Source organism: Mesorhizobium sanjuanii, assembly GCF_002529485.1.
Lineage (GTDB): Bacteria > Pseudomonadota > Alphaproteobacteria > Rhizobiales > Rhizobiaceae > Mesorhizobium > Mesorhizobium sanjuanii.
The window spans coordinates 57,986-75,434 of sequence record NZ_NWQG01000065.1 but is presented as its reverse complement, the minus strand read 5'-3'; the positions used below and the strand labels follow the sequence as shown (position 1 = coordinate 75,434).

General features: G+C 61.5%; 23 protein-coding genes and 1 pseudogene. 8 read left to right on the top strand and 16 right to left on the bottom strand.

Annotation, left to right across the window (positions count from 1 at the left end):
• The 3 genes from CN311_RS12535 to CN311_RS12525 all read left to right on the top strand — a co-directional run.
• Positions 1-538, top strand: a 538-nt coding sequence (locus CN311_RS12535) for a glutathione S-transferase N-terminal domain-containing protein (protein ID WP_097574037.1), incomplete at its 5' end; no start/stop codon positions are given.
• Between the two features lie 2 nt (positions 539-540).
• Positions 541-1,170 carry a uracil-DNA glycosylase family protein gene (locus tag CN311_RS12530; RefSeq protein WP_425351069.1) on the top strand — a complete coding sequence of 210 codons (630 nt, stop codon included), beginning with the start codon at positions 541-543 and terminating at the stop codon, positions 1,168-1,170.
• Between the two features lie 108 nt (positions 1,171-1,278).
• Entirely contained in the window at positions 1,279-1,770 is a 492-nt protein-coding gene (locus CN311_RS12525; RefSeq protein WP_006333679.1) for an Lrp/AsnC family transcriptional regulator, read from the top strand.
• 11 nt (positions 1,771-1,781) lie between these two features.
• Here CN311_RS12525 and CN311_RS12520 read toward each other — a convergent pair whose 3' ends face one another.
• The 13 genes from CN311_RS12520 to moaA form a co-directional block, all read right to left on the bottom strand.
• Positions 1,782-2,351, bottom strand: a complete 570-nt coding sequence (locus CN311_RS12520; protein WP_097574024.1) for a DUF3299 domain-containing protein — start codon at positions 2,349-2,351, stop codon at positions 1,782-1,784.
• A gap of 50 nt (positions 2,352-2,401) precedes the next feature.
• Positions 2,402-2,980: a GNAT family N-acetyltransferase gene (locus tag CN311_RS12515; RefSeq protein ID WP_097574023.1), complete on the bottom strand. Its 579-nt coding sequence runs from the start codon at positions 2,978-2,980 to the stop codon at positions 2,402-2,404.
• Positions 2,940-3,644: a DNA alkylation repair protein gene (locus CN311_RS12510; RefSeq protein ID WP_097574022.1), complete on the bottom strand. Its 705-nt coding sequence runs from the start codon at positions 3,642-3,644 to the stop codon at positions 2,940-2,942. Before CN311_RS12510 ends, CN311_RS12515 begins: the two co-directional genes overlap by 41 nt.
• 10 nt (positions 3,645-3,654) lie before the next feature.
• Positions 3,655-4,524, bottom strand: a complete 870-nt coding sequence (locus tag CN311_RS12505; RefSeq protein ID WP_097574021.1) for an NAD(P)-dependent oxidoreductase — start codon at positions 4,522-4,524, stop codon at positions 3,655-3,657.
• Between the two features lie 97 nt (positions 4,525-4,621).
• Positions 4,622-5,446 (bottom strand): ABC transporter permease, encoded by an 825-nt coding sequence (locus tag CN311_RS12500; protein ID WP_097574020.1) that lies wholly within the window; start codon positions 5,444-5,446, stop codon positions 4,622-4,624.
• Entirely contained in the window at positions 5,443-6,159 is a 717-nt protein-coding gene (locus tag CN311_RS12495; protein ID WP_097574019.1) for an ABC transporter permease, read from the bottom strand. Before CN311_RS12495 ends, CN311_RS12500 begins: the two co-directional genes overlap by 4 nt.
• A 78-nt stretch (positions 6,160-6,237) precedes the next feature.
• Positions 6,238-7,023, bottom strand: a complete 786-nt coding sequence (locus CN311_RS12490) for an ABC transporter substrate-binding protein (protein ID WP_097574018.1) — start codon at positions 7,021-7,023, stop codon at positions 6,238-6,240.
• A 210-nt stretch (positions 7,024-7,233) separates the two neighbouring features.
• Positions 7,234-7,743, bottom strand: a complete 510-nt coding sequence (mobB, locus tag CN311_RS12485; RefSeq protein ID WP_097574017.1) for a molybdopterin-guanine dinucleotide biosynthesis protein B — start codon at positions 7,741-7,743, stop codon at positions 7,234-7,236.
• The gene (gene mobA / locus CN311_RS12480) at positions 7,740-8,372 is read right to left on the bottom strand and encodes a molybdenum cofactor guanylyltransferase MobA (RefSeq protein ID WP_097574036.1); all 633 of its coding nucleotides are present in this window, start codon (positions 8,370-8,372) and stop codon (positions 7,740-7,742) included. The genes mobB and mobA overlap by 4 nt, the downstream gene beginning before the upstream one ends.
• A 50-nt stretch (positions 8,373-8,422) precedes the next feature.
• Positions 8,423-9,343: a DMT family transporter gene (locus tag CN311_RS12475; RefSeq protein ID WP_097574016.1), complete on the bottom strand. Its 921-nt coding sequence runs from the start codon at positions 9,341-9,343 to the stop codon at positions 8,423-8,425.
• Positions 9,344-9,467: 124 nt separating this feature from the next.
• Complete coding sequence (locus tag CN311_RS12470; RefSeq protein WP_097574015.1) at positions 9,468-9,824, bottom strand: hypothetical protein; 357 nt, start codon at positions 9,822-9,824, stop codon at positions 9,468-9,470.
• Between the two features lie 116 nt (positions 9,825-9,940).
• Positions 9,941-10,357, bottom strand: coding sequence for a hypothetical protein (locus tag CN311_RS12465; protein ID WP_245440814.1), 417 nt, complete (start codon positions 10,355-10,357; stop codon positions 9,941-9,943).
• A 113-nt stretch (positions 10,358-10,470) separates the two neighbouring features.
• The gene (gene moaA, locus CN311_RS12460) at positions 10,471-11,466 is read right to left on the bottom strand and encodes a GTP 3',8-cyclase MoaA (protein ID WP_097574013.1); all 996 of its coding nucleotides are present in this window, start codon (positions 11,464-11,466) and stop codon (positions 10,471-10,473) included.
• 198 nt (positions 11,467-11,664) lie between these two features.
• On the opposite strand from moaA, the gene CN311_RS12455 reads away from it, so the two are divergent.
• Complete coding sequence (locus CN311_RS12455; RefSeq protein WP_097574012.1) at positions 11,665-12,018, top strand: gamma-butyrobetaine hydroxylase family protein; 354 nt, start codon at positions 11,665-11,667, stop codon at positions 12,016-12,018.
• Here the strand turns inward: CN311_RS12455 and CN311_RS12450 are convergent.
• Complete coding sequence (locus CN311_RS12450; protein ID WP_097574011.1) at positions 12,015-12,470, bottom strand: nuclear transport factor 2 family protein; 456 nt, start codon at positions 12,468-12,470, stop codon at positions 12,015-12,017. The two genes, CN311_RS12455 and CN311_RS12450, sit on opposite strands and share 4 nt — an antisense overlap.
• Before the next feature lie 175 nt (positions 12,471-12,645).
• Between CN311_RS12450 and CN311_RS12445 the strand changes: the two genes are divergently transcribed.
• The gene (locus tag CN311_RS12445; protein WP_097574010.1) at positions 12,646-13,257 is read left to right on the top strand and encodes a pyridoxamine 5'-phosphate oxidase family protein; all 612 of its coding nucleotides are present in this window, start codon (positions 12,646-12,648) and stop codon (positions 13,255-13,257) included.
• A gap of 26 nt (positions 13,258-13,283) precedes the next feature.
• Here the strand turns inward: CN311_RS12445 and CN311_RS12440 are convergent, their stop codons facing one another.
• Entirely contained in the window at positions 13,284-13,736 is a 453-nt protein-coding gene (locus CN311_RS12440) for a MarR family winged helix-turn-helix transcriptional regulator (RefSeq protein ID WP_097574009.1), read from the bottom strand.
• A 47-nt stretch (positions 13,737-13,783) separates the two neighbouring features.
• On the opposite strand from CN311_RS12440, the gene CN311_RS12435 reads away from it, so the two are divergent.
• On the top strand, positions 13,784-14,695 hold the full coding sequence (locus CN311_RS12435; protein ID WP_097574008.1) for an alpha/beta hydrolase: 912 nt from the start codon (positions 13,784-13,786) through the stop codon (positions 14,693-14,695).
• A gap of 2 nt (positions 14,696-14,697) precedes the next feature.
• Here CN311_RS12435 and CN311_RS12430 read toward each other — a convergent pair whose 3' ends face one another.
• Entirely contained in the window at positions 14,698-15,093 is a 396-nt protein-coding gene (locus tag CN311_RS12430; protein ID WP_097574007.1) for a rhodanese-like domain-containing protein, read from the bottom strand.
• 105 nt (positions 15,094-15,198) lie between these two features.
• Between CN311_RS12430 and CN311_RS12425 the strand changes: the two are divergent.
• Positions 15,199-15,288 (top strand): annotated as a pseudogene (locus tag CN311_RS12425) (oxidoreductase); the annotation flags it as partial.
• A 226-nt stretch (positions 15,289-15,514) separates the two neighbouring features.
• Positions 15,515-17,449, top strand: a complete 1,935-nt coding sequence (locus CN311_RS12420; RefSeq protein ID WP_097574006.1) for a L,D-transpeptidase family protein — start codon at positions 15,515-15,517, stop codon at positions 17,447-17,449.

Sequence of the window (17,449 nt, the reverse complement as noted above, 5' to 3'; positions counted from 1 at the left end):
GGTACCGCTGGTGCCCGTCGACATGGGCGCGCTTGAGCACAGGCAGCAGCCGGTCAGCTCACGCAACCCGTTGCAGCGGTTGCCGGTGCTGGAACTCGACGACGGCACGATCATCACTGAATCCGTCGCCATCTGCCGCTATTTCGAGGAACTGCATCCCGAGCCGGCGCTGTTCGGACGCGGCGCGCTCGGCAAGGCCAGGGTCGAGATGTGGCAAAGGCGCATGGAGCTCAACCTGCTCGGTTGCGTCGCCGCCGCGTTCCGGCACATTCACCCGGCGATGAAGGAATGGGAGATCCCGCAAATTCCCGAGTGGGGCGAGGCCAACAAGCCCAAAGCCCTCGAATTCCTGAGGCTGCTGGACAGTGAGCTGGCGCAAAGGGAATTCGTTGGCGGCGACGCCTATTCGATCGCTGACATCACCGGGCTGATCGCCATCGACTTCATGAAGCCGGCGCGGATCAGAGTGCCGGAAGACTGCGCCAACGTGCTACGCTGGCATCAGGCGATCTCCAGCCGGCCAAGTGCCGCCGCCTGAGAATGAAGCTGGGAATGAGCGAAGAACTCGACCGCTTCACCGCGACGGTACGTGCCTGCCGTATCTGTGTCGAAAACCCGATCGGCCGGCCGTTGCCGCACGAGCCGCGCCCGGTGCTGAGACCCTCGTCGAGCGCCCGCATCCTGATTGCCAGCCAGGCACCAGGCACCAAGGTGCATATGTCCGGCATGCCGTTCACCGATGCATCGGGCGATCGGCTGCGAAGCTGGCTGGGCGTCAGCCGCGAAGAGTTCTACGACACTTCAAAATTCGCCATCGTGCCGATGGGCTTCTGCTTTCCCGGCCAGGATGCCAAGGGCGGCGACCTGCCGCCGCGCCGTGAATGTGCACCGGCATGGCGCGCGCCGCTGATGGCGCTGATGCCGCGGATCGATCTCGTCCTGACGATCGGCATCTACGCACAATCCTGGCATATGGGTGTCGCACGCCGGCCGTCGCTGACGGAGACGGTGATGGACTGGCAGGCGATCTGGGATGCACCCGGCAACCCGAAAGTGCTGCCGCTGCCGCACCCCTCGTGGCGCAACACCGGCTGGCTGAAGCGCAACCCGTGGTTCGAAATGGATTTGCTGCCATTTCTGCGGTCGGAAATCCGCTATCGCCTCGGCTGAGGTGTCAGCAAGAAATCACTCGCTTTTGCGCCATTTGGCAGAATTTCTTTCTTGTGAAAGGGCAAAATAAGAGGGATTATAGCTAAACTATTCCCCGGGGAGGACCCAATGGACCGCCTTGACAGAAAAATTCTCCGCCTCCTGCAGGAGGACGCGACGCTCGCGGTCGCCGATGTCGCCAAGAAAGTCGGGCTGTCGACCACGCCGTGCTGGCGGCGTATCCAGAAGCTTGAGGAGGAAGGCGTCATCAAGCGGCGTGTCGCCATTCTCGACCACGAGAAGGTCAATGTACGCGTCACCGTCTTTGTGTCGATCCGCACCAATTCGCACAGCCATGAATGGCTGCGGCGCTTCTCGGAGGTCATCCAGGAATTTCCCGAAGTGGTCGAGTTCTACCGCATGAGCGGCGATGTCGACTATCTCTTGCGCGTGGTGGTGCCCGACATCGCCGCCTATGACGCCTTCTACAAGCGGCTGATCGCCAAGATCGAGATCCGCGACGTGTCGTCTTCCTTCGCCATGGAGCAGATCAAATACACGACCGAAATGCCGCTCGACTATATGGTGCTGGATAAGGAATCGGGCGCCAACGCTGCCTGAAGTTCGGTCGCTTAGTTCTTCTTTTTGTTGAGGAAACTCCACGGCGAATTCGCCGGCAACGTGATCGTGTCCGGCACCTTGTCGACGCCCATCACCTCGGCCTTGCGCACCGTGTAGCCCGACTGGATGACGCTGACGCCGTCGAGGATGAAAAGCTGACTTTTCTCCATGCCCGGCTTCAAGGCGCCGGTCACGGAGACGGGCTGGTAGGCCTCCGACATCGTGTAGGGATGGGCAGGCGTGACCAGCACGATCTGATTGGGCGGCGGTGTCGGCATGTGGCTGCAGGCGCCCGTCCAGGGCACCAGCAGGAACTGATAGACGAGGTCGCCGTCACGGTCGACCGGCAGGGCATAGCCCGCAAGCTGGACGGTTTTGTCCTGCAAATCGAGCGACAGGGTCTCGCCATGATCGGGCATTTTTGCCGCGATCATCGGCAGTCCGACGCTTTCGGCGGCGGCCTGCGTTGCGGGGCGTAGATCCCTCCAGAATATGTGCGCGGTCTCGGCCGAGGCATCGGCGGAGCTGGAGACGAACAGCACCGCTGCGAGCGCTGCTGCTGATTTGAGACGGTTGCGCATTGGTTGGGGCCGCTTCCTTGGTTGAAGTAAAGACTCCGCCACCGATGACGTCAACGGTCGAGCCGCATCACATGTCGGCGAGAACCGGCCATGCCGATCTCGTGGAACCCGCGCGCGACGAACATGTCGCGAAAGCCCATGAAACGGTAGCTCGGCGACTCCTGGTCGACGGGGTAGGCTTCGATCGTCATGGCGCCTTTGGCGAAGGCGTGATCGATGGCGGCGTCGAGCAGCGCGACCGCAAGTCCACCGCGGCGCAAAGCCATTGGCACGTAGAAGCAGACGATCGACCAGATGCCCTCGCCATCGTCCTGCAGCCGCGAAAGCTTGCGATAGGTCTCTCGTGGCGCAATCGAGCACCAGCCGACGGTCTTGCCTCCGAGATGAGCGAGAATACCGACCGGCGTGCCGGCACCGATCAGCGCCATCATCGCCCGTTTCCTCTCATCACTGGCTGCATGCTCGCGGTTATCGAGATTGCGCCAGGCCATGCACCAGCAGTATTTCGGTCCGCCCGGCTGCTCGAACAGCATCTCGAAATCGCCGCGTGTCGATGGCGTCACCTCCGTGAAGCGGATTTCGCTCCAGTCAGCCTTTCCTGGCGGCGAGCCGCTCGATCGTTTTGGCATCGGAAAGCTCCCTCGCGGCATCCTTGCCGATCCACCGCGCCGTCTTGTCGGTCGAGATAGCCAGTTTTTGCGCCAAGGCAAGGGCGGGGCCGTGCATGTCCATCGAGCGCTTGCCGATAGAACGAAGAGCCCAGTTCACGGCCTTCTTCACGAGATTGCGACTGTCGGTGGCATGCGCTTCAATGATCGGCAGGAAGTCGAGGAAGGTTGCCGCTGGCTCTTTCTTCCGGTGGACGACCGACCATGCCATCATGGCAAAAGCCGTGCGTCGAACGAATTCCCGTTCGTCGGCCGCGAACTCGTAGATCAGTTCCCTCCAGGAATCCGTATCGACAAAGAGATCGGAGACACCGTCGACGATATCCCACGAGTCGAAAGACGCCGCCCATCGTCTTGCATCGGCAGCAGAAAACCGTTTCGGGTCGGCGGTGACGGAAGCGATGAATTGCGCCTCCACGACACCTGTCCGCCATAGCTCAAAGGCACGCTCATGGTTGCGCTTGATCTTCCTGGCAATCTGCCGCTGCACGCCATGCGAGATGCCGAGCGCCCGTTCGATCTTGATGCCATAGCGCAGCATGCCGAGGCGATTCTCTTCCGAGCCGATCGAGCGCAGATGGGCGACTATTTCCTCGGCGCTGGATTGAGACGAAAGCTCGGCCATCGCGAAAAACCTATTTTTCCAGGCGCGCCAGCAACGAGGACGTATCCCAGCGCTTGCCGCCCATCGCCTGCACGTCCTTGTAGAACTGGTCGACAAGTGCCGTCACCGGTAGCTTGGCGCCGTTGCGGTCGGCCTCCGCCAGGCAGATGCCGAGATCCTTGCGCATCCAGTCGACGGCGAAGCCGAAATCGTACTTGCCGGCATTCATCGTCTTGTGGCGGTTCTCCATCTGCCACGAGCCGGCGGCGCCCTTTGAGATCACCTCGATGACTTTTTCGATGTCGAGCCCGGCCTTCTTGCCGAAATGAATACCCTCGGCCAATCCCTGGACGAGGCCGGCAATGCAAATCTGGTTGATCATCTTGGTGAGCTGACCGGCACCTGCCGGTCCCATCAGCCCGACCATGCGGGCATAGGCGTCGATGACGGGTTTTGCCTTGTCGAAGGCTTTTTGTTCGCCGCCGACCATTACCGTCAGCACGCCGTTCTCGGCGCCTGCCTGGCCGCCGGAAACCGGTGCGTCGAGAAACGAAAACCCGCGACCTAGCGCCTTTTCCGCCAGTTCGCGCGCGACTTCAGCCGACGCGGTGGTGTTGTCGATGAAGATGGCTCCCTTTTTCATCGACTGAAAAGCGCCATCGGCGCCGATCGTTACCGAACGCAGGTCGTCATCGTTGCCGACGCAGGAAAAGACGAAATCCTTGCCTTCGGCAGCCTCGGCCGGTGTCGCGGCAAGGCTGCCGCCATGCTGGCCAACCCATTGCTCGGCCTTTGCCCTGGTGCGGTTGTAGACGGTGACCTCGTGGCCACCCTTGCTCTTGAGATGCCCGGCCATCGGATAACCCATGACGCCAAGACCGAGGAATGCCACCGATGCCATAAACTTACCTTCCACAGAAACAGAATTTGCCGCGGCAGCTCTAGCGCATGGTCGCCAGAATCGGAATCGGTTTTTTGAATGGGCGCGCCCGATCGCGTCAACGTTTCAGATGAATGGTGATCCGGCGTTCGATCCACTCGACCCCGTGACGCAATATCTCGACCATCACCAGATAGACGATGGCGACCCAGACATAGGCCTGGAAGTCGAAGGACTTGGCGTAGGCGAGCTTTGCATTGCCCATCAGGTCGTAGACCGTGATGATGGCAACGATGGCCGAGGCCTTGATCATCAGAACGAGTTCATTGCCGTAGGGTCGCAAGGCGACGATCAGCGCCTGCGGCAGGATGATCTTGCGCAGCGTCTGCAACTTGTGCAGGCCGAGTGAGGCAGCGCCTTCCCACTGGCCTCTCGGAACGCTCTCGATGGCGCCGCGCAGGATTTCCGCCTGATAGGCGGCAGTGTTGAGCGCAAAGGCAAACACGCCGCAGTTGAAGGCATCGCGGAAAAACCACCATAGACCCACGGACTGGAGCTGCACCCGAAAGGAGCCCAGCCCGTAATAGACCAAATAGACCTGGACCAGCAGCGGTGTGCCTCGGAAGAAATAGACGTAGCAATAGGCAAGCCCGGACAACAACCGGTTCCTCGACATGCGGCCATAGGTGACGGGCAGCGAAAAGATCGCGCCGACCACCATCGAAATGATCACGAGCGCTAGCGTGGTTCCCAGTCCCTGCAGATAGGCAGGCGCATATTTGGCGAAGAACTCACCATTCCAGGCGTAGACCAGGTAGGCGACGATGCCGATGCCGAAGACAATCCAGAAGCCAACGAGTGCGTAGCCCACAATACGGGCAGGCGGCCAGCCGCGCGCCGGCGGCGGTGGACGTTCGACGGCGATGGTCTGGCTGACGCTCATCGTGCCTCCCTCCGCCCCAGTGAGCGCAAGATGAACCCGGTGGCGACCGACGACAGGATGGCCAGGATGAGGAAGACCATTGCCGCGACGCTGTAGAACAGGAAGGAATGCTTGGTGACGCGGGCCGCCACGCCGGCATTGCGCAAGGTTTCCGCCAGATTGACGACCGACACCAGAGCGGTGTCCTTGAGCAAGCTCAGCCAGCAGTTCTCTAGACCAGGGAAGGCGATGCGCAGTAGTTGCGGCAGGATCACCTTGCGCATCGTCTGCCATTTCGACAGCCCGATCGCGTAGCCACCCTCGTACTGGCCTTTGGGGATAGCGCGAAAGGCCGAAAGGAACACTTCGCTGGTATAGGATGAAAAGATCAGCGACAGCACGATCATGCCGGCGATGAAACTGTCAACATCGACCGTCGCTTCCGGCCTGAACAGGCGGATGACGTACTGCAATAGGATGGGCATGCCGAAGAAGAACAGGAAAAGCGTCACCAGTTCCGGCAGGCCGCGAAACATAGTGGTGTAGATGTTGGCGGCCAGCCGTAGCGATGGTTCTTCGGACTGCTTGGCCCAGGCTACGAAAAAACCGATCGTCAGGCCGATGGGCAGTGTGGCCAGCGCAAGCGCGACGGTGACCATCGCACCAGAAGCAATGTCGTCAAGCCAGCCATCCGGTCCCCAACTGAGAAGCGTCCATATGCTCTGGCTTGGCATTGACCGGTCTTAATCTCCGCGATGGTCCAACATGAGGATGGACGACGGCGGGAGACCCCGCCGTCGTGACCGTCTTTGTCAGGATTCGGCGCCGTAGACGTCGAACTTGAAGTACTTGTCGTTGATTTCCTTGTATTTTCCGTTGGCGCGGATGGCGTCGATGGCGGCATTGAACTGGTTGACCAGATCGGTTTCGCCCTTTCGCACGGCAATACCGGCGCCCGGTCCAAAGATTTCGACCGGCTGCGGGTTCGGCGTACCGAGAATCTTGCAGCAGGCGCCGTCCGGCGTGTCTAGCCATTGGCTCAGCACGACGATGTCGTCTTCAATGGCGTCAAGACGGCCATTGGCGAGATCGGCCTGCTCCTCGGGGCTGCTCGGATAGCCCTTGATGGTGCTGTCCGTGTAGGTCTTCGAGGCATAGTTGAAGTGCGTTGTCGTGGTGGCAACGCCGACGGTCTTGCCAGCCAGATCCTCCTTGGTCACGCCCTTCAGGGTGGTGTCTTTCGGTGCGGCGAGCGCCGAGGGGGTATTGTAGTATTTGTGGGTGAAATCGACCTTCTCGGCTCGTTCCGGGGTGATCGACATCGAGGCTACGATGGCGTCGAACTTGCCAGCCTGGAGCGCCGGGATGATGCCATCCCAGTCCTGGGCGACGAAGGTACATTTCACCTTCATCTCGTCGCAAAGCGCCTTGGCGATGTCGATGTCGAAGCCTACGAGCTGGCCGTCGGCGGTAAGGTTGTTGAACGGGGGGTAGGCGCCTTCAGTGCCGATTCTCAAGGTTTTTTCCTGAGCCTGGGCAACGCCAAGCGTCAGCAGCGCCGCCGATGCGGCGAGCGCTATACGCAGTGCAATACGCATGATAGTCCTCTCTTTATGGTCCCGGCCGTCGTCCCTAACGGCTCTGTGGGCGGTGCTTTTGACCGCCCGCTGGCGCAATACTCCCAATATTTTCCAAGAAAAAGCAACTGCAAAACCGTCAGTTGCGGGATTTGTATTCCCGGAAAATGCTGACGCTGGGGCAGGCGTGGAGAAAGGAAAGCAGCGACCGAGTCGTCTTCCGGCGTGCCGTCAGCGCGTCAAACCTGTCGTGCGCTCGACGAAGTCGGCAATCGATTTCGTGTCGTCGAGATCGAAGACCGGCAGGCTTTCGCCGGAGACTGCAAAGTCGGCCGCCACGGCGACGACATACGGATCGCCTGCCGAAAGCGGTGTCCTGTCCCTGGCCTCCAGACGCCGCGTCTCGATCTTGTTGTGCGTCTCGCGCTTGTAGCCCTCGACCAGCACGATGTCGGATGGCGCCAGCCGCGACAGGATTTCGTCCAGCTTTGGTTCGTCCTCACCGCGCAATTCGTGCATCAGCGCCCAGCGCCTGCCCGAAACGATGGCGACTTCCGTAGCCCCGGCGTGCCTGTGGCGAAAGCTGTCCGTTCCCGGCTTGTCGATGTCGAAATCGTGATGGGCGTGCTTGACCGTCGCGACTTTCCAGCCGCGCCGAGCGAGTTCGGCGACCAGCTTTTCGGTCAGTGTGGTCTTGCCGGAATTCTTCCAGCCGGTGATGCCGAAGACGCGTTTCATCATGGGTCAATGCTCTGCAACAGACGCTCGGCCGCCGCAAGGTCGTCTGGTGTATTGATGTTGAAGAACGGGTCGATCTCGTGCTCGCCGGATTTCAGCAGCGAAAACTCCACCTCGACAAAGCCATGCCGTTCGATGAAGGCGGAGACACGCCTGATGTCCTCGTCGACCAGAAACCGCCGCAGGGCCGCGCGCGCCTCTGTCGGCCAGAGCGCGAAGGTCGGATGCCATTTGCCACCCGAACAGGCTACTGCGATCGAACCAGGGCGCGCGCCGGCTGCCGCAACCAGCCGTTCAACCAGATCCCGCGGCAGGAAGGGCGTGTCGCCGGCAGCCGTGGCGAGTGCTTCGCAGGAGGTGTCGGCGGCAGCCCATTCGAGGGCGGTCAGGATGCCGGCAAGCGGGCCGGCAAAGCCTTCCACCACATCGGCAAGCACCGGAAGTTCAATCCCGGCGAACCGTGCAGGATCGCCATTGGCGCTGAGCGCCAGCGGTCCGACCTGCGGCGCAAAGCGCGAAGCGACATGGTCCAACAGGCTGTCGCCGCCAAGCGCAAGCAGGCTCTTGTCGCCGCCGCCCATTCGCCGCGACCGGCCGCCGGCCAGAATGATCCCTGCAATATCTTGGCCCATCGTCTGCTGCCTATACATCCGTTACAACGGACGGTCTTCAACGATTGGGCCTATATGCCGTCCGGCGCCATGTCGGGTCCAGCGCTTTCGGCGGCCGGTTTTTGCCGGCCGACAACCCGTTCGCGGTAGAGCGCGTAGAGGCCGGAGCCGATGATGATGGTGGCGCCCACGGTCATGGGAAGGTCTGGAACGTCGCCGAAGATGACGAGGCCAAGCAGAATCGACCAGAGCAGGGCAGTGTAGCGGAACGGCGCGATGAAGGAGATGTCGCCCACCCGCATCGCCATGATGATGAACTGGTAGCCGATGATTATGAGCACCGCGGCGAGCGCCAGCAGCGCCGTGCTTTCCGCCGTCATCGGCGTCCAGCCGCCCATCGGCGAAAGCAGCGCCGCACCCAGGATCGTCATGGCAAGTGCGGTCGCGGTCGATACCAGCAAGGTCGGAATGGCCTGGGGAATGCGCTTGGTGGCGAGGTCGCGCACCGCACAGCAGGCGACGCTCGCCAGCGCCAGCAGCGAATAGAGACTGAAGCCTTCGAAGCCAGGCCGCACGATGATCATCACGCCGGCAAAACCCACGGCGATGGCCAGCCAGCGCCGCCAGCCGACGTGTTCATTGAACACCAGCGCTGCCCCCATCGTCACAGCCAGCGGCAGTGCCTGCAGCACGGCCGAGACATTGGCGATCGGCAAATGGGCCAGCGCGACGAGGAACGATACAGTGGCGCCGGCCTCGCCTGCAACGCGCACCGCCACCATCGGCTGCAGCATGGAGGAGAGGTTGGCGAGTGCGCCGCGCTGCCAGGCGAGCAGGCCGACGAAGAGCGCCGAGAAGGCGCCCCGGACGAGCATGACCTGCGCCATGTTCATCGTTTCCGACGAAACCTTGGTGATAGCGTCGTTGAGGGTGAAGCCGATCATAGCCACCACCATGAACAGCGCGCCGCGAAGATTTGGCGAAAGAGGCAAGGGTGGCGTTTCCGGTTATGCTTCGGATCAAGTCTGTAGCAGCCGGTCACAGAACAGCAACGCCAAAGGTCTGGGCCACGGTTTTCGTTGTGGCCCAGACCATCCACCCGCAAGTGCCACGGAATTATTGCGGCGTCAGTATTTCGGTGCCGTTGCCATCCTTGCCGGCTATCGTCCACAGGCCGTGCAGCGAACCGTCTTCCTGGACCTTGTAGACAACAAGACCGACCGCCTTGCCCATGACGTAGCCGGCCGAAAAGGCATCGTCGTTTCGCATGCAGATGCCGTCCGAGGACGAGCCGCCAATTTCCCAATGGATCGTGCAGGTCGTCTCGCTGGTCAGCGTGACGGTTGCCTCGCCGCCATAGGACGATCCGTCGAAATTGGTGCCCGCGACCGTGTAGGTGCCGCCGATCGATTGGGCAGCCGCGGGCACGGATGCCAGCCCAAGCAATGCCAGAGAAAGAATGAGTTTGCCCATAGTGTATTCCCCCATGGAGCGAAGAGCCGCTCCGCAGGGAGGCTAGGCTGGAACGCCCCAGCGGTAAATCAGCAACTGCTTGCGGACTAGACTTTTTCTGGGTGCCCGCGAAAGGCTCACGGCCCTTTGAGGCTGCTCGTGATCGGCCCGACAAGCGCGTCGTATTTCGATTTCAGCGCAGGCGGGTACTCGATCCAGACGGTGTGGATGACGCGATCCTTTCCGAACAGACGGCGCTCATAGAAGATATTTTCATCCTTGAGCCCTGACAGCACCGCCCAGTCCTTGCCGGTCTTGCTGTAGGTGATCTTGTAGCCTGGTCTTTGGCTGGCTTTCTCGGCGGTGACAAAACCTTTAGGGGTATCGTCGTCGATGTTGAGAATGCCCGAGCAGATCAGGCTGGCGCCGTCGGCGCTGAGCCATTGCTGCCCGTCGCCATTGTCTGGCTCAGGTTGGCGATCAGTGAAAATCTCATCCGGAAAGGTGCAGACGGTGCCGAAACGCGCATTGGTATAGGTGAACGGGGCGGCCACCGACGTGGTTGCCGCTATCGTCATAAACAACACCAGAATCGATCGAGCGTGCCTCATTCCGGGCCTCCACGGCCGATGACCGGAAGTGATCTTGCACGAAGTTGGTGAAAGAATCAGCCGCCGGTGACGCTCATGTGCCTTGACACCGATGGACGGTTGGTGCGGCGGTCGATGATGAAATCATGGCCCTTCGGCTTGCGGCCAATGGCTTCATCGATGGCTTCGGCGACCAATTCGTTGCCTTCGGACGCGCGCAACGGTGCACGCAGGTCGGCGGCATCCTCCTGACCCAGGCACATATAGAGCGTGCCGGTGCAGGTCAGCCGGACGCGATTGCAGCTCTCGCAGAAATTATGCGTCATCGGCGTGATGAAGCCGAGGCGGCCGCCGGTCTCGGCGACGTGAACGTAACGGGCCGGCCCGCCGGTCTTGTAGGGAATGTCGGCCAGCGTGAACTGCCGCTCCAGCGAAGCGCGCAGCAGCGACAGCGGCAGATACTGGTCGGTGCGATCGGCGTCGATCTCGCCCATCGGCATGGTTTCGATGACCGTCAATTCCATGCCGCGGCCATGCGCCCAGCGCAGCATGTCGGGCAGCTCGGCGTCGTTGAAATCCTTCAACGCCACCGCGTTGAGCTTTACCTTAAGGCCGGCCGCCTGGGCGGCGTCGATGCCCTCCATGACCTTACCGAGATTACCCCAGCGGGTGATCTGGTGGAATTTGTCGGCATCGAGCGTATCCAGCGAGACGTTGATGCGCTTGACCCCACTATCGGCGAGCTCGGCGGCAAAACGCGAAAGCTGCGAACCGTTGGTGGTGAGCGTCAGTTCTTCCAGAGCGCCGCTCTTGAGGTGACGCGAAAGCTGGCGCACCAGATGCATGATGTTCTTGCGCACCAGCGGCTCGCCGCCGGTCAGGCGCAGTTTCCTGACACCTTTTTCGATGAAGACCGTGCACAGCCGGTCGAGTTCCTCAAGCGACAAAAGATCCTTCTTGGGAAGGAACGTCATGTCTTCGGCCATGCAATAGGTGCAACGGAAATCGCAGCGGTCGGTGACCGACACCCTGAGATAGCTGATCGTGCGACCGAAAGGATCGATCATGTCCATGCTATGCGCTTCCCGTGGCCGCGAACGGCGTCGTTATATCTAACTATGTGATACGATCCAGCCCGCCATTCAAGATAGAACGTCTCGATCTCTGGTAACATCCCGCCGCCGACAGATCGTGTCGGAAGTTTCAAAGCGACCTTTTCCCGCTGAGCAAAGCGGCGTAGGGAAGGGCACATTGATGCGGGATCTATCACCATGACGGCGCCGAAGGAACTCAGGGTCTCGAAGGACCGCAGGCTGCTGACCGTGACCTTCCCCGATCATCAGCCGATCGAATTGCCGGCGGAGCTTCTGCGCGTCGCCTCGCCGTCGGCCGAAGTGCAGGGCCATTCGCCAGAACAGCGCGTGACCGTTCCCGGCAAGCGCAACGTCGCGATCCTCAAGATCGAGCCGGTCGGCAATTATGCCATCCGCATCACCTTCGACGATTTCCACGACACCGGCATCTTCACCTGGAATTACCTGCATACGCTGGGCCATGAGAAGGAGGCACGCTGGACCGCCTATCTCGCCGAACTGCAGGAGAAGGGCCTGAGCCGCGATCGTTAGGCAACCTCTGCCCCGGTCCCTGGCGACCCAAGAGTCGTCATAATCTCGTTGGTGTCATGGTAAAACGGCGTGCCTTCGATCAGGCGACCGTCCTTGAAACGCAAAACTTCCGCAAATGGCTGTACGACAACGGCACCATTTGCACGAGCAGTCAGGCGGAGCGTGCAGCTCATGTACACCATGTCATCGTTTTGGGCGGCCTGAAGACCTTCCACAGCCACATCGCTCCATATTTCCCGCATCTTGTGGAAAAGAGCACCGATGCCGTCCAGGCCCCTCCAATCACCGGCATAGGGCAGCGATCGCGGCTCATGCACAACGACCTCGGCGTGGAATGCGCCGGCAAGCATATCGACGCTGTCGGAGTCTGAGCGCAGGAAGCGCATCTCAACGTCGAACATGTTTTCGAGAAGTTCCATGGCGGTGCTTCGCTGACCGAGTGTTTCGTCCATTGTTGATCTCCGTTTGCCAGCACGATCCGTTTCATGCGGTCAGCACGGCTTGCCCTATTATGTCGTCACCTCGACACCCGTTTCCCGACTGCCAGCCGCTGGCGCGTCGCTAAACGTCATGTCGCTAAAACGTCATGGAGTTGGGATAACGCCGGCAAAGGTTCGGAGACGAAAAATGTCCGCCATAACCACGGTCGAACAGCTCGAAGCCCTTTATGGCCCGCCCGGCCAAGCGTCGGTGGTCAAGGAACTCGACCATGTCATCCCCGAATACGCCGCCTTCATCGAAGCCTCGCCCTTCGTCGCGCTGGCGACCTGTGGGCCGGAAGGGCTGGACTGCTCGCCACGCGGCGATCTTGCCGGCTTCGTGCGTATCCAAGACCCGAAAACCCTGATGATGCCGGACCGGCGCGGCAACAACCGCGCCGATTCGCTGAAAAACATCATCAGGGATTCGCGCGTCGGGCTGCTGTTCCTGGTGCCTGGCTCCGGCACCACGTTGCGCGTCAACGGCCGCGCCACTATCACCACCGACACCGCGCTTTGTGCCTCCTTCACCGTCGAAGGCAAGCCGGCGCGCTCGGTCACGATTGTCGATGTCGATTCGGTCTATTTCCAGTGCGCCCGGGCCATTGTCCGATCGGAACTGTGGAACCCGGCAAGACATGTCGATCCAAAATCGTTGCCGACACCGGGAAAGATCCTGGAGGTCACCAGCCGCAAGAACATCGACGGCGAGGCCTACGACAAGGAATGGCCTGAACGGGCAAAGAAGACGATGTGGTAAGCCGGCCGCGAGGGCGGTCGAACCAATCACGCCTCCTTCAGCACCTCATAGATCTTGCGCATCTGCTCGCCGATCATGTCGCACTGTTCCGGCGTCGACTGGCTCATCGCCTTCTCGATCAGCGCCATGTGGATCTTCAGCGCCTGCATCAGCAATTCCGTGCCGGCCTCGGTCAAAGTCAGCCGCAGGACCCGCTTGTCCTTCTCGTCGCCTTCGCGGCGCAGCAGGCCCCGGGTCTCGAGCTGCGGCAAAAGCATGGTGATGTTGGAGCGGCCGACCAGCAGCCGCCTGGCGAGATCGTGCTGCGACATGCCGGGGTGGCGGTAGAGGTTCATCAGCACATCGAGCTGCGCCGGCTTCAGGTCCAGCGGCGCGAGCTTCACCGCCAGCGTGCGTTCCAGCACATGGCAGGCGCGCGCCACCGCGACCCAGTTGCGAAAACGCGGGTTGTCCCAGGGCAGCTCTTGCTTAATGTTCATGTTTGAACTATTATGTTCATGCTTGAACGAATGGATGGATCGCCACTATGGCATCATTTGGACTGAAGGTCATCCGGGGCGTGTTTGGCGCCGCCGAACATGTCGCCCCCCGCCTTACCGGGCGAGCGGCGTTCGAATTGTTCTGCCGCACGCCGAACGCCAGGGCTTTGAGCGATGGGGAGCGCCGCGCCGTCGATCGCGCCGCCGCTTTCATGACTGAAGCCCGCCACCATCGGCTGAAGACCGCGAAGGGCTGCGTCATGGTACACGAGTTCCGGCCCGAGTCGGGCAGAGCGGCTGAAGGCACCGTTCTTGTCATCCATGGCTGGCGCTCACGCACCGAATATATGCGTGCGCTGATCGAGGGCTATCGCGATGCCGGCTACAGGGTCGTTTCGCTCGACCTGCCTGGCCACGGCCAGTCGCAAGGCCGCCGGCTGACATTGGTCAGCGCGGTCGATGCCGCGCGGCTCGCCGGCGAATGGTTCGGCCCGTTCGCGGCGGTTGTCGGCCATTCCTTCGGCGGCGCCGTAGCCGCGAACGCCGTCGCGGGATCGGTCAAGAACATCCCGCCGCTGGCGGCCGAGCGGCTGGTGCTCATCGCGGCGCCGAGTTCCTTGCCGGCAATCTTCACCGATTTCAGCCGCATGCTCAATGTCGGCCCGCGTTCGCAGGCCGCCATGGCCGACAGGGTCGAACACATCGCCGGCCGGCCGCTGCACGAATTCACCGGCGACCGTCAGCTTGCCAGCAGGCCGGTGCCGACGCTGGTCATCCATGCGCCGGACGATCGCGAAGTGTCCGCCGATCATGCAAGGCTCTACGCGGAAGCCGGCGACCATGTCCGGCTCCACTGGGCAGACGGGCTCGGCCACCGCCGCATCCTCGCCGACAAGGGCGTGGCCGAAAACGCCATCGGCTTCGTCACCAGCCAACCGGGGCCGGTTTCGCTGCACTGACGCTAATTCTTTTTCTGGCCGGATTCGACCGGCAGTCCGGCCGCCTTCCATGCGGTGTAGCCGCCAAGGATATGCTTCACCGGCGACAGGCCCATATCTTGCGCCGTCTTGGTGGCAAGCGCCGAACGCCAGCCGCCGGCACAGAAGAATACAAAGCTCTTTCCCGAGGCAAAGAACGGCTTGTGATAGGGGCTTTCGGGGTCGATCCAGAATTCCAGCATGCCGCGGGTGACGTGCCTGGCGCCTGGAATCCTGCCGTCCCGCTCAACTTCGCGCGGGTCGCGCAGATCGACGAAGATCGTGCCTTCGTCGTCGAGCAGCGCTGCTGCTTCCTCAGGCGAAACCACCTCGATCTCGGCATTAGCCTCGTCGAGCAACTCGCGATATCCCTTTTTCACCGGCTCACCCTCCCGACCGCATTTTTGCCGGCCGCCTGGATTTGCAGCATAACATCAGGCCTTTGTCACGCCGCGTCGGCGCCGGCCATCGCCTTCCACGCCGCCATCGCGGGCATGGTCGCCTGGCTCGCCGGTCCCGAGGGGCGCTTCGTGACGGGCGCATCCCTGACAATCGACGGCGGCGCCAACGCCTGACATTCGCCCTGGCAGCGCGAGTTTCGAACCAAGGCGCGACGAACACGCTCTGGTTGTCACGATCTTGTGAAACCGTTCTGCAACAGGACCGCTGAAATTTATGGAAGCTTAACGAAATCGGTATGAATCAGTATAGTCGAGCCTTACATCCGTCATAGGGTGGGCGAGACCGTCAAGGGTGCGAAACGGCAAAACGGGAACCGGTTGCAGCCGGAGCGGGTGATCCATGAAATTCCTCGGAAACAAAGCAACCGTGATGCCGCTTGTGGCGGCCGCGGCAATGCTGGCCTTCGGCGCACCGCAGGCAAGCGCGCAAGGGCTTTTCGAGATGCTCTTCGGCGGCGGCATCAAGCGCGCGCCGCAAGGCGACTTCCCCCCGCCACCGTCGAGGGACGGGCCGAAATACAAGGCAAAGCCAAATGGTGGCAGCAAGCGCAGCGGCGCCGTCCAGATCAGCAGCCCGTCCTACTATACCTACAAAAGCGATCCGCTCGTGCGTGTCGACTTTGCAGCGCTGGCGGCAACGCCCGAGCCGAGAATGCCTTTGCCGGAAATAGTTGAGCCGGCAAAGCCGCAGGATGCCGCGTTCCAGCCATCCTCCGTCACCAATGCCGCCTTCCACGAGGCGATTGCCGGGCTCGACGGCTATGAACTCTTTGCCGAGAAGGACATCGCCAAGGCGCTCGTCGCCTATTATTCAGCCAACCCGGATTTCATCTGGGTGACGGGAACCAGCGCCAACAGCCGCGCCAAGGATGCGGTGCGGGTGCTGGGCGAGGCAGCGAGCTATGGCCTAACGCCCGCCGATTATTTGGTTGAAGTGCCCGGGGCCAGTGCATCGACGGGCGACGCCGATGCGCGGTTGAAGGAGCTTGTCCGTTTCGAGATGGCGCTGTCGGCGCGTGTCCTGCGCTACGTTCGTGACGCACAGAGCGGCCGTGTCGACCCCAATCGCATGACCGGCTATTATGACTTGCCGGTCAAGCCACTCGACATGGAGGGCGTACTGAAAACGCTAGCGCACACCCAGCAAGTGCGCACCTATCTCGAATCACGCCACCCGCAGAACGCCGAGTATCAGGCGCTGCGCGTCGAACTGGAATCGCTGCAGGCCAGCGCCGAAGACGAAATCGTCGTCGATCCCAAATTGCTGCTCAAACCGGGGCAGAGCAGCCCCGAATTGCCGAAACTCCTGACCAAGATCGCGAGCAATCTCGACGATGAGATGGGCGGCGCCTATGGCGAGACCCTGGCAAGGTTTGCCACCAGCGAGGACTATGTTCCGGAGCTGGTGCCGGTCATCAAGGCGGTGCAGAAGAAGGCGGGAATGAAGGGCGACGGCGTCATCGGGCCGCGTACCGTCGCGGCATTGGTGGGAGCCTCCAAGGCCGACAAGATCCGGAAAATACAGGTCGCACTGGAAGAACTGCGCTGGCTGCCCTCCGATCTCGGCAGCCCGCGCGTCTTCATCAACCAGCCGGCCTTTACGGCGAGCTATATCGATAATGGCGAAGAGAAGCTGAAGACCCGCGCCGTCATCGGCAGGACAACGAACCAGACTTCCTTCTTCTATGACAAGATCAAGCAGGTCGATTTCCACCCCTATTGGGGCGTGCCGCAGTCAATTCTCGTCAATGAAATGCTGCCCCGGCTGCGCCGGGATCCGGGCTATCTCGACCGCGCCGGCTATGAAGTGGTCAATGCACGCGGCAAGCGCATTCCCTCATCCTCGGTCAATTGGGGTGGTTATGGCGCAAAGATACCTTATAGTGTGCGTCAGCTGCCGAGCGAAGCCAATGCGCTGGGCGAACTGAAGATCCTGTTCCCCAACAAACATGCGATCTACATGCACGACACGCCGCAGAAGTCATTCTTCAAGCGCGACATGCGCGCGCTCAGCCATGGTTGTGTGCGCCTGCAGGATCCGCGCGGCATGGCGGCGGCGGTGCTCGGCACCTCGGTCGACTACATCGCCGAGAAGCTGAAGCACGGGCATTCCACCGAAAACGTGACACGTACCATTCCGGTCTATGTCGCCTATTTCACCGCCTGGCCCGACATGGCCGGCAATGTCGAATATTTCAACGACATCTACGACCGCGACACGCGACTGCAGCAGGCGATCGACAGCACGGAAGCCGTGCGCTCGCCGGCAAGCTGA

Excerpts from the sequence above, each read along its gene's own strand:
- CN311_RS12530 (WP_425351069.1), top strand. The coding sequence starts at position 541 with ATGAAGCTGGGAATGAGCGAAGAACTCGACCGCTTCACCGCGACGGTA.
- CN311_RS12525 (WP_006333679.1), top strand. The coding sequence starts at position 1,279 with ATGGACCGCCTTGACAGAAAAATTCTCCGCCTCCTGCAGGAGGACGCG.
- CN311_RS12520 (WP_097574024.1), bottom strand. The coding sequence starts at position 2,351 with ATGCGCAACCGTCTCAAATCAGCAGCAGCGCTCGCAGCGGTGCTGTTC.
- CN311_RS12515 (WP_097574023.1), bottom strand. The coding sequence starts at position 2,980 with ATGCCAAAACGATCGAGCGGCTCGCCGCCAGGAAAGGCTGACTGGAGC.
- CN311_RS12510 (WP_097574022.1), bottom strand. The coding sequence starts at position 3,644 with ATGGCCGAGCTTTCGTCTCAATCCAGCGCCGAGGAAATAGTCGCCCAT.
- CN311_RS12505 (WP_097574021.1), bottom strand. The coding sequence starts at position 4,524 with ATGGCATCGGTGGCATTCCTCGGTCTTGGCGTCATGGGTTATCCGATG.
- CN311_RS12500 (WP_097574020.1), bottom strand. The coding sequence starts at position 5,446 with ATGAGCGTCAGCCAGACCATCGCCGTCGAACGTCCACCGCCGCCGGCG.
- CN311_RS12495 (WP_097574019.1), bottom strand. The coding sequence starts at position 6,159 with ATGCCAAGCCAGAGCATATGGACGCTTCTCAGTTGGGGACCGGATGGC.
- CN311_RS12490 (WP_097574018.1), bottom strand. The coding sequence starts at position 7,023 with ATGCGTATTGCACTGCGTATAGCGCTCGCCGCATCGGCGGCGCTGCTG.
- mobB (WP_097574017.1), bottom strand. The coding sequence starts at position 7,743 with ATGATGAAACGCGTCTTCGGCATCACCGGCTGGAAGAATTCCGGCAAG.
- mobA (WP_097574036.1), bottom strand. The coding sequence starts at position 8,372 with ATGGGCCAAGATATTGCAGGGATCATTCTGGCCGGCGGCCGGTCGCGG.
- CN311_RS12470 (WP_097574015.1), bottom strand. The coding sequence starts at position 9,824 with ATGGGCAAACTCATTCTTTCTCTGGCATTGCTTGGGCTGGCATCCGTG.
- moaA (WP_097574013.1), bottom strand. The coding sequence starts at position 11,466 with ATGGACATGATCGATCCTTTCGGTCGCACGATCAGCTATCTCAGGGTG.
- CN311_RS12455 (WP_097574012.1), top strand. The coding sequence starts at position 11,665 with ATGACGGCGCCGAAGGAACTCAGGGTCTCGAAGGACCGCAGGCTGCTG.
- CN311_RS12450 (WP_097574011.1), bottom strand. The coding sequence starts at position 12,470 with ATGGACGAAACACTCGGTCAGCGAAGCACCGCCATGGAACTTCTCGAA.
- CN311_RS12445 (WP_097574010.1), top strand. The coding sequence starts at position 12,646 with ATGTCCGCCATAACCACGGTCGAACAGCTCGAAGCCCTTTATGGCCCG.
- CN311_RS12440 (WP_097574009.1), bottom strand. The coding sequence starts at position 13,736 with ATGAACATTAAGCAAGAGCTGCCCTGGGACAACCCGCGTTTTCGCAAC.
- CN311_RS12435 (WP_097574008.1), top strand. The coding sequence starts at position 13,784 with ATGGCATCATTTGGACTGAAGGTCATCCGGGGCGTGTTTGGCGCCGCC.
- CN311_RS12420 (WP_097574006.1), top strand. The coding sequence starts at position 15,515 with ATGAAATTCCTCGGAAACAAAGCAACCGTGATGCCGCTTGTGGCGGCC.